5 protein-coding genes are annotated in these 13,903 nt (G+C 61.3%); 2 read left to right on the top strand and 3 right to left on the bottom strand.

The features are described 5' to 3' along the window. Positions 1 to 6 precede the first annotated feature (6 nt). Positions 7 to 1,569, bottom strand: coding sequence for a L,D-transpeptidase family protein (locus J3P82_RS12740; RefSeq protein WP_434563570.1), 1,563 nt, complete (start codon positions 1,567 to 1,569; stop codon positions 7 to 9). 180 nt (positions 1,570 to 1,749) lie between these two features. Here J3P82_RS12740 and J3P82_RS12735 point away from each other — a divergent pair, with 180 nt between their 5' ends. Next, complete coding sequence (locus J3P82_RS12735) at positions 1,750 to 2,412, top strand: murein L,D-transpeptidase catalytic domain family protein (RefSeq protein WP_186642956.1); 663 nt, start codon at positions 1,750 to 1,752, stop codon at positions 2,410 to 2,412. Positions 2,413 to 2,501: 89 nt separating this feature from the next. Beyond that, on the top strand, positions 2,502 to 3,455 hold the full coding sequence (locus J3P82_RS12730; RefSeq protein WP_434563568.1) for a class I SAM-dependent methyltransferase: 954 nt from the start codon (positions 2,502 to 2,504) through the stop codon (positions 3,453 to 3,455). A gap of 41 nt (positions 3,456 to 3,496) precedes the next feature. On the opposite strand, the gene J3P82_RS12725 is transcribed toward J3P82_RS12730, so the two are convergent. Together J3P82_RS12725 and J3P82_RS12720 are read right to left on the bottom strand one after the other, a co-directional pair. After that, a complete protein-coding gene (locus J3P82_RS12725) occupies positions 3,497 to 8,575 on the bottom strand; it encodes a dermonecrotic toxin domain-containing protein (RefSeq protein WP_434563566.1) in 5,079 nt (1,692 codons plus the stop codon). Between the two features lie 112 nt (positions 8,576 to 8,687). Then, positions 8,688 to 13,805, bottom strand: a complete 5,118-nt coding sequence (locus tag J3P82_RS12720) for a dermonecrotic toxin domain-containing protein (RefSeq protein WP_434563564.1) — start codon at positions 13,803 to 13,805, stop codon at positions 8,688 to 8,690. Between the last annotated feature and the right edge of the window lie 98 nt (positions 13,806 to 13,903).

Below are 13,903 nucleotides of genomic sequence, written 5' to 3'. Positions count from 1 at the left end.
TCGCCGTCAGAGCGCACGGCTGCCGGCCACAGAGAGGGCTGCATCGCGTTGGTAGATATCCGGCACGTACACCGCCCGGCCCTGGCTGTCCGCTTGCGCGGTCCAGTAGCTCAGCAGGATCGGCACGGGCTTGGCCAACCTGAACTCATGAGTCAGTTCGCTGGCCAGCAAAGTGTCGGTGCGCGTGCGTTCGGCCGCAGTCACCAACAAGTCCCGCAGGTGCATGACTTGCTCGATACGCACGCAGCCTGAGCTGAATGCCCGCGGGCCTTTGCTGAACAACGCCTGGCTAGGCGTGTCATGCAGGTAGACGGAAAACGGATTGGGGAAACGGATCGCCATTTTGCCCAGCGGGTTTTTCGCACCGGGATCCTGGCGCAGCATCAGTGTGCCGGGGTGGTCCCAGTCGACGTTCTCCACCGCCACCGGCATGCCGTCCCGGTCGAGCACCCTGAGGTTATGTCGGCTGAGAAACTCCGGATCGCGACGAATCTCGGGCAGTTTGTCTTCGCGCATGATGGTAGGCGGGATGGTCCACGTGGGATTGAGCGTCAAGCGCGTGATCCGCGATTTGATCAATGGCGTCTGCCGTTCGGCACGGCCCACCTGGGTACGGGTTTGCCAGATCGGCGCGCCGCCCTGGTAAACCGTCAATTGCGCCGCCGCGACGTTGACCACCACGCTGTCCGGCTCGAGGTCCTGGGCCAGCCAGCGCATGCGCTCCAGGTTGATGCGCAGCTGTTCGCGGCGCATCGCCGGGCTGATGTTCAGTTCGGTGACAGTCCACGGCCCCACGACGCCATCGGCTTGCAGCGAATGATGAAGTTGGAAACTTTTCATCGCATCCACAAGGCTCGGCCCGTAATGCTCATCGGTCTCGGGGGGCGGCACGCTCAGGTAACCCTCGTTGAACAGTCGACGGGCCAGCGCCGGAACTCGTGCATCGCGTTTGTCCGGCTGCAACAGCGAGCCACTGGGCACCGATTGCCAGTCAGCCAAAGGCAGCTGCCGCTGACGGGCGTAGAGTTCGCGCAGGTTGCGATAAAGATCGAGGCTCGGCCGGGCCTGCTCAAAAGCTTCGGCAGGGTTGTGCAGGCCCGTCACGGCGAATTGCAACACCATGGCTTGACGGTCCGGCAACTGCGGATTGGTTTTCCAGACAGGCTCCAGGCGCTTTTGAGGCAGATAACCGAAACGCAGGTCGTGCAGCGCCTGCAGATAATGCTGGCTGATGGCGATGTCGGTACAGGCGGCATTCGGGTAGACGCCTGCGTCCGGCAAGCTGTAGCGGGCCGGATCCAGTCCATCGTCAGCCAATTGTTGCAATTGGACCTGCAGCGCCTGTAACCGCTCATCGTTCGACCAGAGTGCCTGGCCTGCGTTTTGCTGGTACAGCGCCTGCAAGCTCATCACCGTCGGAAAGTCGACACGTGCAGCCAAATCGGGGCAGTTGACCGACAGCTGCGCCAATGCGGTCTGCGCCAGCGCTGGATCGCCGTCCTCGGCTGCAGCGACCAATGGCGCAACGAGCAAGAAAAGGCTCAGGTAACATGCGGTCTTTTTGAACAACTGCTTTACTCCAATCCATGGCCGTCTCGTTGACGGTGAATTTTGCGACAGGTACGACCCATCATCATGCAAACAAACAAAATCGGATGGGATGCCGCAAACGAACGCCGCCCCCAGCTGTTTTCGCCTGTATCGGGCCTGCTGCGCCAACTGTGCCTGCTCATCACCGGCCTTGCCCTGATGTGCAGCCCGGCGCTGGCCGCAAAGCTCAACGCCCAACCGCTTTACAACAGCCTCGCCCACGCGGCGCCGGAACTCAATCCCCAAGCGCTGAAAAGTGCCTTGAGTGCGATGCAGTGCGCAGTCGCGAACGGTGCCCGACAGGCTCGCCATCTTGCCGTGATCGATTATTCGCAACCTTCGACGGCGCGGCGCCTATGGATCTTCGACCTGCGCCAGAAAAAGCTGGTCTTGCGCGACCTGGTAGCCCACGGACAGAAATCCGGGGAAAACTTCGCCACGCAGTTCTCCAACCGCCTGGGCAGTTACCAGTCCAGCCTGGGACTGTTCCGTACCCAGGAAAGTTACCAGGGCGCCCATGGCTATTCGCTGCGCATGGATGGCCTTGAACCGGGTTTCAACGACTTGGCCCGCGACCGCGCGATCGTCATCCATGCCGCCGATTACGTGAATCCGCTGTGGAGCGCTCGCCAGGGCCGCATCGGTCGCAGCCTGGGCTGCCCCGCCGTGCGTCCGCAAGTGGCGCGCCAGGTGATCGACAAGCTCAAGGGTGGGCAATTCATGTTTTCCTGGTATCCCGACCCGGCGTGGCTCAAGCGCTCGGCTTATCTGAATTGCCAACCGCAACAAGTGGCGAGCATTCTGGCGGCCAGCGAGGGTTGATGAGCGGGAGCAAGCTCCCTCGCCACAGGGATTGCGCCCGGTCCGCCTACGGTTAAAATGCCGGCCTTTCGAATCGCTGGCGTTGTCCGATGAACCCTGAAGCACTGCAAACCCTGCATACCCATCTGCTGACCGCCCTGGAATCGGTGCCCGAAGAAACCCGGCGCCTGTTCCATGGCCGCGGTCGCTGCTGGCCGGGGCTGGAGCAGATCACCGTCGATTGGCTGCAAGGGGTGGTACTGGTTTCGCTGTTCAAGGAACCCGAGGCGGCGCAGCTGGAGAATTTGCTGTCAATGCTGTGCGCCCTCCCCACCTCGCCCGCCTGGCAGCACAGCGCCGCCCATACGCTCGCCGTCCAGCACCGCTACTTGCCCGATAGCCTGACCCAATGGCTAGTAGGCGAACCGATCGATGAATGGACCCTGACCGAAGGCGGCCTGCGCTACCGAATCGACTTGGGCAAGAAGCAGAACAACGGCCTGTTCCTCGATATGCGCTACGGTCGCGACTGGGTGCGGGCCAACGCCCAGGGCAAGCGCGTGCTCAATCTGTTCGCCTACACCTGCGGTTTTTCAGTGGCGGCCATTGCCGGCGGGGCTCGGCATGTGGTCAACCTGGATATGTCCCGTGCGGCCCTGAGCCGCGGTCGCGACAACCATCGGCTCAATGGCCACGACCTTGGGCAGGTGAGCTTCCTTGGCCACGACTTGTTCAAGTCTTGGGGCAAGGTGATCAACAGTGGCCCGTACGACCTGGTGATCATCGATCCACCCACCTTCCAGAAAGGCAGCTTCCTGTTGACCAAGGATTACCAGCGCGTGCTGCGCCGCCTGCCCGAACTGCTGACCGTCCATGGCACGGTATTGGCCTGCAGTAACGACCCGGCCACCGGCCCGGACTTTCTCATCGACGGCGTCATGCGTGAAGCACCGGGCCTGATTTTTGGACAGCGTCTGGAAAACCCTCCGGAGTTTCCGGACGCTGACCCGGCCTGTGGCCTGAAGGCCCTGGTCTTCAATCGAGAGGGTCAGGCCATCGGCTGACTCGCGATGGAGGTCGGGTCTCTGCCCAGGCCTTGATTGAATTATCTGGGTCGTAACGGCCACCACCGGTCGACCATGCCCGTGGTAATCCGGCGCACCGTCGCCTCCAAGTCCCAACTTCTGACTGATCGGTAGATCGCCATGGTTCGCCGCAGTTGGTCCTCGTTGAGCCTCACCGGACGACCCGCCGTCCAATCCACATCCGCCACGGCCTCCAGCCCTGCACGGCGCCAGACCCACTGACCGTTTTCCTCGACGCGCGCCAACGCGCTGGGTAGATCTGTGTGAGGCTGCGCCAGGTTATCCAAGAGTACCTGCGGCCAGCGGGCAGGATTCACCGGATCGCTGAAGGCATCTACGAGGTCGCTCTCGACCGTATCCCAGGCTGACAAGTGCTGCGGCCATTCGTCCGACATCAATCCCAAGTAGGGCCGCCAAGTCATTTCACCTATGCGGGGCGCATGATCATTGTTGTTGAAGGTGTCCTGGGCATCGCTGAGCCAGCCGATGAACGCCTCTCGGGTAGAATACATCTGGCGTTGCGCGGGATCGGGATAGCGCTGCGCCAGCGTGTGGTTCCAATAGGCGTAATGATCAACCAGAAAACTTGCGAACGGTGCGCGTTGTCGTTGCAGACGAGCGCGCAGAACCGATTCGAACATCATGAAATGGACTTCCAGCTCGGTGAGATCGGGCGTCTGTCGGTCCTGGCTGCGCGCTTGCAACCGAGTGCGTAGCTGGGCCAACTGCTGGTCGAAATCAGGCACATGCGTTGAAAGAGGATCGTGAGCATTCTGATACCCGACGTAGTGTTCCAGAATGGCGGCGGCTCTGGTGCGGTCCTCGAAAGACAGCCCGCCAGGTTGGGCGTCGGCATCGCGAACGGCCCCGCAGAACCAGTCGATGAACCGCCGTCCACCGGCATCGTCGCGGGCGACTTCCAAGGCCGCACGCAACCCCGTATTGATATACAACCAGTCGTCGACCGAGTACCTGAACGCGCGCGGATCCCGGCTGCGCAGGGCGTCGATCTGGGCGCTGGGCAGCGGATTATCCTCAAACAAAAGCCCGAAGGTGCCTTGCTCAAGGCGATCGAGGACGGGAAGCAGATCATCCTGGATGTTCGTGATGTGGTTGTTGCTGAGGTCGACCTCGATATCCTCGCCTGAGGGCCGGGACAGTACCTCCAATGCCAGCGGTGGCACTTGGGTCAGTCCTGTGTTGGAAAGTTCGAGATCGTACAGCGTCGCAAGTTCGGGCAATGCGGGCAGTTGGCTGCAGTTGTTGCCGTTCAGGATAAGCTCCTCCAGTCCTGTAGCGGTGCGCAGGAAGGCGCTGCTCTGTTGATCCAGCCGCAATCCACAGTTCGATAAATCCAATTCTCGCAGCCCGGGTAAATGCGTGATGGCCTGCAGCTGCTCGGGGGTGAAGTCCAGATTGTCGGTCCATATCAGCTCACGCAACGAGGGTAACTCGGCCAGACGATCAATAGCGCTGACAAGATCCGGGCCGGCCGCGCCGGTGCGCACGCCCGAAAGGTCCAAGGTCTCCAGGTTTGGCGCCGCATCAACTCCGGTCAGGGGCGCGAAGAGATCGGGCGCAACATTGAGCGGGTTACCGCCCAATGACAGCTCGAGCAATTCAGGAAAGGTCCCTACAGCCGAAGGTATCGAGGTGAGGCTGTTATGTTGCAAGTCGAGCGATTCGATATTGGGAAACAACCGCACGAAATCCGAAGGATCCTCGCTAAGGCCCATGTCCGTCAGAATCAGTCGCTCGATGTGTTCGAATTGTGCATTGATCGGCGGCAAATGGCCGACTCGCAGTCCCACAAGCCGCAATGTGAATTCGTTGCTGTCGCCATTGGAATCCGGCGCACGCCACCAGGCGCGGCGGATCCGTCCCGTGATGTCCCTGCGCAGTGAAAGCCTTCCCTCGAGTTCATAGTTGTCTTCAGCGGGATGGTGGGAACCCTGGAAGATTTCCCATTGGCTCAGCACCTCGTCCAACGTCGCCCATTCGCTTTCCAATTGGGTGATCAGAACCTCAACACTGACGTTCCGGCGCCGGGCCTGATCGGTCAGGTTGTCCTGAAGCCGCGCCAGTTCCTCTCCCGCATGATTGGGGTATAGCCGCTCAAGACGCTCGTTCAGGCTGTTACGCCAGACATGCATCGGCAACCTTCCACGTCCACTGAGAGGATACCCCAGTTGCCCGTTCAGCCATTGTGGACGGGACCCGCCGATGCCGAGCCCCTGGATCATCAGAAAGCGGCGCAAGCCTTGCCGGTCATCCAGTGCTTGCGAAAGAAGCCGGGCGCGTAATTTGGCGCCTTCCCAGATGTTCACCCCCAGTGCCCGACGCGCAACGTCCGGCATTGCCCTGAGCAATGCATCCTCCAGGCTCAGCGTATCCGTCAGCTCGTTCCCTTGTTCGTCAAAAGCACGGTACTCATCGCCCTCTTGACGAATGGTTTTCAGCGGCCCTGTTTCGCCCACCTCAAGCGGGCTGGAAACATCGCGCAGAAACAGCCGCAGACGCAGATGTCCCTTCAGTTCAGACATGCCGTCAATCAAACCGACAATGATGCGGTCTCGATCAGCGCTGCTTTCGCCACGCTCCAGGGCCCGCAAGGCACGGCTCACGCGTAACTCTCGCAGTGTCTCGACGCTCCGGCTGCCCAGCCTCTCACTCACCCGCCCTTGCAGCAGGCGCAACCGGTCGTGGCCGATGGCCTGGCGGGCAAGTTCATTGGCCATGGACACCGACAGGCCCGGAAAATCCCGTATCAGGGGGGCCGCCAGTGGATCGAGCCCTGGAGAGTCTGCCATGCCGGCCGTCACTCGCTGAGTATTGTCCAGCAGTTGCCGGGCCCAACGTTCGGCCAACAGCCGGCTGCGTTCGACCGGGCGCAGGCCGAAGCTGTTTTGCCCCAACAGCGCGGTCTGCTCGTCCATGCTGAGACGGGCCAGGATACGGCCTGCCCACGCGTCGCCCTCCAAATCCAACGTGCTCAATAGAATCACACGTGTAGCGGCGGCATCGCCCATGGGATAAAACCGCACGCCATCGTGGTAGCGCAGCGCAACGCCTTTCGGCCAGCCTGGCAATTCAAGGAGCATTTGCACACTGCGAAAATGTACGCCCCCAGGCGCTTGATTCTGGCTCAGGCGTCCTATGGCCTGGCGCAGCCGATTCCAATTGCGTGTTTCAGCCAACGCATCGCTGAACAGCGCCGGCAGCGGATGGCCCTCGACCTGCAAGTAGCGCAGATGCGCCTCACTGATGCCGACCCGCCGCTGCACCGCCAAAATGGAAGGGTCGTCCAATTCAGCCGGTGTCTCGGTAAAGTTGCGCAGCAATTGCAGGTTATCCCGTTGCAGAGGGTTGCGGTGTGCCCATTGCCAGCCACGAGCCTGGCTCCACTCCAGCGGCGGGGTGACCCCTCGATGCCTGGGAGGGAGACGCAATTTCAAGGCGTTGCCCTGGCCCTGGACCTCAAAATACCGACCGTCGATACGGACCCATGCCTCGTTTGGTGTGCGCCAGACGCCCCAGCCGTCCTGTTCGGCTTCCATGCCAGGCAAGCGCCGCGCTTCGAAAGGCGTGACGTCACCATTCCACAAGCGCAGAGTGCCATCCTTGACCGGCATGGGTTCGATCGCCGCCCCGGTGAACCCGAGATAGGCACCCTGGGCGATGCCGAACAACACATTGAAAATATGATCGATACCCTCCTGCGCGTGCCCTTCGTTGAACGCCTGGATGCCTTCGAAAATTTCATACACCAGCCGCACGCCCCCTACCGCCGCCGCTGCCATGCCAATTGGGGCGCAGAACGGAATGAAGCTGGCGGCGAGCATCAGCGTCTGTTCGGCAATACGTTCCCAGTATTCGAGCCGAGCCATGAGCGCCTGCCAGTCTTTGTCCCGGGTCGAAACCATCAACGCCGATGCATTGGACATGACGTGCCCGCGCCATTCGTGGTAGCGACCGTTCCAGTGTTCCTCGCGTATATAGCCCAGGCCCCAGGCGACGCGCGGCGCAGGTATGCGAATATGATGGTCGTCTTCGCCCCGCTCGCCTTCGCGCCAGTGGGTTATGCGAGCATTGATTTCCTGGAAAAGATTCAGGTTGCCCTTTAATTCCCATTCCACCTGCTCATGCAAGGCCGTATCCAACTCGGCCTGCAAGCGCAGCGGGAAGTAATTCATCAGGCTTTTGCGATAGCTGCGTTTGCGCACCCGCTCGGTGAGTTCAGCCGACATTGCCTGCAAGCTCGAAAACTGCATGATCGGTGCAACGAGGTCATTGGGCATGTGGAGCACAACCGGGCGAACCCCCTTGGCGTCACCTTTCACCCCCCAGAAGACCCGCACGCCGAACAGCGGCACCGACAGCAACTCCAAGGACTTGACCTCACACGCCAAGGCGGCCGTCGGCCTTGCCTCCAGTTGGACCCCTACCGATGCCAGCAACTGTTCGCCGGTTTTATCGAGGCGCCCATCCAGCTTCGCCTCGTAGGCGTCATACACAAGCTGACTACGGGCAAAGGCCTTATAAACGGAGGCAGCCTCAGGGTCCCGGCCTGCGATGCGCGGCAACTTGCTTTCCAGCAACTTACGGTAGGTTCCCCCGACATCCACCCGCCGGCAGACCCGGGCGAATTGGGCCGGGGACATGGGCATGCTGGCCGTATCCGACAGCTGTCCCCATCGATAATACTCGTCAGGCTTGCCTTGGACGTACAGCTGCCCTCTCCTATCGAAGTCACTGTCGGCAACCGCATCGCCTGGCGCAAAATTCCCCATGGCCGCTTCGACTACGCTCAATGAAGGCTCGTAAGGACCGCGCTTGACCTTTGCCCGACGCACCGCATCCTTGGCACTCGCGCCAATCACCGGCCCCCAGCCCTGCATCTCGGGCTGGCTTTGGAGCTGATCGAGCGTGTAGTCGTTAGGGTCGGGCCACTCTTTGACCAGCACATCGAGCGCATCGCTGTCGCTTTGTAACTGTTGGGTGAGCGTCTGAAAACGCTCTTGGCTCGCTCGCTCGGCTTTTGTTAACCAACCAGGCAGTCGGGCCTGGATGAACTCTACATGAGTCTCGGGGGTGGACATGATTTCACCTCCTTCCTTGGGGGCTGTTGAATTGTCAACGCCAGGCCAAGCCTGACGCTGATGCCGACTGACGACGTCCCAACAGGACGAACGCAAGCCGGCGCGGTTTTTTTCAGGTAGTTGACCTAGGCGCCCGCACCGGCCACCAGGGGACAACCAGATCGGTCGTGATGCGACGAACCAATGCATCCACTTCACGGCTCTTGACCGAGCGGTAGATGGCCATGGTCCGTCGGAACTGGTCGTCGTTGAGGTTGACCGGCTGGCCTGCGGCCCAATCCACATCGGCCATGGGCTCGAGGCTGGACCTGCGCCAGACCATCTGCCCATTCACCGAGACATGTTCCAAGGCACTCGGCAAATCGGCGTCCGGGTGCACCAGGTTATCCAGCAGCACCTGTGGCCACCCGGACGGGTCTACCGGCTCGCTGAAAGCGTCCACCAGATCGTTTTCAACCGTGTCCCAGATCGCCAGCCCATCGGTCCAGTCCAGGGACATCAGCCCGAGGTAGGGGCGCCAGGTCATTTCCCCGACGCGAGACGCTTGATCGTTGTTGTTGAAGCTGTCCTGGGCATCGCAAAGCCAATCGATGAAGCGCTCTTGCGTCATCAGCCCATTGCGCTGGACGGCATCGGGATACAGGGCTGTCAGAATGAGATTCCAATAGTCGTAATGCTCGTTCAGAAAACCTGCAAAAGGCACGCTTTGAGGTTCAAGCCGGGCACGCTGGACCGCAGTGAACATCATGAAGTGCACTTCCAACTCCGCGATGTCCGGCTGCTCCCTGTCCAGGATGCGTGCTTGCAAGCGACCGCGCAGAGCCCCCAATTGTTGGTCGAAGTCCGCAAGCCGGGGCGAGAGCTCGGCATAGACGGTGCGAAAGCCCGTGTAGTGCTGGAGCACCGCGCCGGCCCTCACCCGGTCGTTGTAGGCAAGTCCAATATCGGCGCGGCTATTGGCTTCGGTCATCGCGGTGGAGAACCAATCGATGAAACGCCGGTTGCCGGCATCGTCGCGAGCCGCCTCCAGAGAACGTTGGAAGGAAGGAAAGCTGTCCAGCCAGGCATCGACCGTGTAGCGAAAAGCTTCCGGCTTGAATACCCGAAGCCCTTGGATCTGCGCACTGGGCAGCGGGTTATCATGAAGCAGCAGTACCAGGTCGTCAGGTTTTGGCCGGGCGCCAAGCGCGGGAAGTAGCTCGTCCTGAATGTCGTTGATGCGGTTACCCTTGAGGTCAAGAAAAGCATGCTCGGAAGGATTGGCAAGCACGGCCAATGCCAGGACCGGCACCTTGTCGAGTCCGGCATTGGCCAGTTCCAATTCCCGAAGTTGCGTCAGTTCCGGCAGGTTGGGGAGATAGGTGCAGTTATTGCCGCTCAAGCGCAACCCTTTCAACGACGTGGCCGTGCGCAGGAAGGCACTGCCCGCCTCATCCAGGCGCAGGCCACAATTCACCAGATCCAATGAGTGCAATCCGGGCAAGGCAGTAAGGGCCGCCAATTCCTGAGGGGTGAAATGCAGGTTGTCGTTCCAAACCACCTCGCGCAGGGAAGGCAGCTCGGCCAGGCGATTGATGGCGGCGATCATCGCGGCGCTGGTCGACGGTGCTGCGTCACTGCTGATGCCGGACAGGTTCATGGCGCGTAAATGAGTCGCCGAATCGGCGCCCAGCAAAGGGGCAAACACGTCGGCGGTGATGGCAAGGGGATTGTGGCCCAATGACAGCTCCATCAACCCGCGCAGCTCGCCCACTGCCACGGGAATCGCCTTGAGGTGGTTATCGTGCAGACGCAGCGTATCGAGGTTGGGGAACAGCCGGAGGAAATCCGAAGGATCTTCGTCCAGGCTCAAGTCCACTAGCGTCAGCTCTTCAATGTGATCGAAATTCGCGTTGATGGGAGGAAGCCGGCCGATGTCATGCCCCACCAATTGCAAGCTTATCTCGCCGCCCTCCCGGTGTGGGTCGGTTGCGCGCCGCCAGGCACGGCGAATTTCCTCTGCCACGGCGTTGCGCTGGCGGGCTCGCGCCTCGGTGTCATAGAGATTTTCAACAGAATGATGGGCTTCATCATGAACCGCCCATTGATGCAATCCTTCGTCAAGCGCTGTCCACTGGGCCTCCAGCCCGCCGAGCAAATCTTCCAGGCCGATCCCCTCGCGCCGCGCCTGCTCGGCCAAAGTCAGCCGAAGCCGCGCCAAGGCAATGCCTGCATGATTGGGATACAGCTGCTCGAGTCGATGATCCAAGCCCCCGCGCCATTCCTGTAGCGCAAGCCGTCCGCGTCCGCTGAGCGGGTAACCCAAGCGTCCGTTCAGCCACTGGGGACGCGCACCGTCATTGCCGATGCCTTTCATCGACAGAAAGGATCGCAGTCCCTGCCGGTCATCCATGGCCTGGGCAAATAGCTGAGCCCTAAGCGTGTCCGCTTCCCAGATATTCAAGCCCAGAGCCTGGCGCGCGTCGTCCGGCATGGCTCTCAGCAAGGCCTCCTCCAGCGCCAGGGGGCCAGCCAGCTCTTCACCATATTCGTCAAACGGGCGGTATTTATCGTCCTCCTGGCGAATGACCTTGATGGGGCCTTCTGCTTCCACTTCGATTGGCCCTCTCAGCTCCCGTGACCACAGGCGCAAATGCAGCCGACCTTGGGCCTGCGGCGAGCGGCCGAGCAGCCCCATGACAATGCGATCACGATCACCGCTGCTTTCACCGCGCTCCAAGGCATGCAACGCACGGCTCAGGCGCAGCTCACGCAAGGCTTCAGCACAGCGTTGACCCAGCCCTTGCGTCACTCGTCCGTCGAGCAAGCGCAGGCGATCCTGGCCGGTGGTCTCCCGGGCAAGCTCATTGGCGATGGATTCCGGTAAGCCCGGAAAGGCTCGGCGCACCGGCGCGGACAAAGGGTCGAGCACGGAGGACCGGCGCATGCCCTTGGTCACCCGCGCGGCGTTGCGCTCCAGTAGCTCGGCCCAGCGTTGGGCCAGCAGACGACTGCGTTCAGCCGGACGCAAGCCGAAGCTGCTTTGCCCGAGGATCGCGGTCTGCTCGTCCGTGCCCAGGTTGGCGAGGACATAAGACGCCCAGGCATCGTGCTCCAGATCAGCCTTGCTCAGCCGAATAAAACGTGTATTGGCCTTATTCCCCACGGGATAAAGCGTCACTTCGTCGTAATAGCGCAGCGACAATTTCTTCGGCCAGCCTGGCAGGTCTACCAGTGTCTGGACGATCCGAAAATGCTTGCCACCCGGCGCCTCATCACGACGCAGACGCTCGATGGTATGCCGCAGCCACTGCCAGTTGCGTGCCTCATCCAGGGCGTCGGCGAATATCGCCGGCAACGGCTGTCCCTCGGCTTGAAGATAGCGCAGATGTGCCTCGCTGATTCCGACCTGACGCTGCAGCGCAAGAATCGTCACGTCATCGAGTTCGCCAGGCGTCTCGGCGAAGGACCGCAACAGATCCAGGTTTCCCCACTGCATCGGGTCACGATGCGCCCATTGCCAACCGCGGGCACGGCTCCATGCCAGCGGTGGCCTGACGCCGCGATGCCCGACGGGCAAGCTCAGGTCCAAAGCATCGCCAGTGCCTTGGACTTCGAAGTATCGATCATCAATTCGCACCCAGGCCTTGTCGGTTGTTCGCCAGACACCCCAGGCATCCTGCTGGGCCTCCACGGGCGGCAATCGTCGCGCCTGGAAAGGCGTGACATCGCCATTCCACAAGCGCGTGCTGCCATCATGCACTTGCATGGGCTCAATGGCGCCGCCGATAAACCCCAGGTAGGCACCTTGAGCGATTCCGAACAATACGTTGAAGATATGCTCGATGCCTTCCTGGGCTTGCCCTTGATTGAAGGCCTGGATGCCCTCGAAGATTTCGTACACGAGGCGCACGCCGCCTACCGCCGCTGCCGTCATGCCAATGGGCGCACAGAATGGAAAGATGGTGGCGGCGACCATTAACGCTTGCTCGACCAGGTTCTCCCAGTAGGCAAGGCGAGCCAACTGCGCCTGCCAGTCCAGATACCGGGTCGGGACCATCAGCGCAGCAGCGTTGTCCAGGGCTTGGCCGCGCCATTCGTTGTAGCAAGCAGTCCAGGGTTCTATACGAAGATCACCCATTCCCCAGGCAACCTTGGGCATCGGTATCCGGATGCGGTGACGGTTGCCATCCTCGCCCCGCTCCCCGTCGCGCCAGCCGGTGATCCTGGCGTAGAGCTCCTGGATCACGTTAGGGTTGTCGTCCACCCGCCATTCCACCTGGTCATGGAGAGCCGTCCCGAGCAAGGCTTGTAGACGCAACGGAAAATACTCCATCAGGCGCTCGCGATAGCGGCGTCTGCGTACCCGCTCAGTAAGTTCGGCGGACATGGCTTGCAGGCTGGCAAACTGCTTGAGGGGCGCCACTTCATCGTTGGGAATGTGCAGGACAATCGGCCGCACGCCGCTGGCGTCCCCTTGCACGCCCCAATACACCCGCGCGCCAAACAGCGGCACCGACAGCAGCTCCAGGGACTTGACCTCGCAGGCCAGGGGGACGACGGGCCGCTCTTCAAGTTGGATGCCAACGTGAGCCAGCAATCGGGCGCCGGTTTCATCAAGGCGCCCGTCCAGTTTCGCCTCGTAGGCATCATGAGTCAGCTGGCTGCGTGCATACGCCATGTAGGCGTTCGCAATAGCGGGAATTTCGCTCCCGATGCGCGGCAGCGTCCCTTCCAACAATTGGCGGTAAGCCCCGCCTACGTCCACTCGGCGACACAGCCGCGCGAATTCGGCAGGGCTCATGGGTAAAGGCGCAGTGTCCGACGGCGCGCCCCATTGGGTGAATTCCTGCGGCCGTCCCTGAATGAAAAGCTCGCCCTTGGTATCGAACTCACCGCCGATGACCGCATCGCCGGGGGGATAATTGCCCATGGCCGCCTTGATCACCGACAACGTGGGATCAATAACGTAGGGCCCGCGCCTGACCCTCGCACGGCGTATCGCATCCGCGTTGTCGCCGACGCCGTTTATTGGACGCCAAGCCTGTATTTGTGGCTCGGCCTGCAGCAGTTCGCTGGCGAAGGTTTCCGGTGCAGGCAGGTCGACCAGCAGCGCATTGAGCGCATCGCTGTCGCGCTGCAATTGCTGGACAAGGACCTTGAAACGCTTCTGCTCCGCACGGGAGGCTCGCTTCAACCAGGCTGGCAGCCTGGCCTGGATAAACTCGATATGGGTAGTTTGAATGGACATGACAGACCTCCTTCCTTGGGGTCGATTTAGCGTTCGAAATTTTGAGCACGCTCAGCTCAGGTGCGTGGGATGCTCTCGAAAACGATCACTTTTTGAAA

It is taken from the genome of Pseudomonas sp. Z4-20 (genome assembly GCF_051131955.1).
Taxonomy (GTDB): domain Bacteria; phylum Pseudomonadota; class Gammaproteobacteria; order Pseudomonadales; family Pseudomonadaceae; genus Aquipseudomonas; species Aquipseudomonas marvdashtae.
The sequence above is the reverse complement of the archived record's forward strand: the minus strand, read 5'-3'. Positions and strand labels throughout refer to the sequence as shown.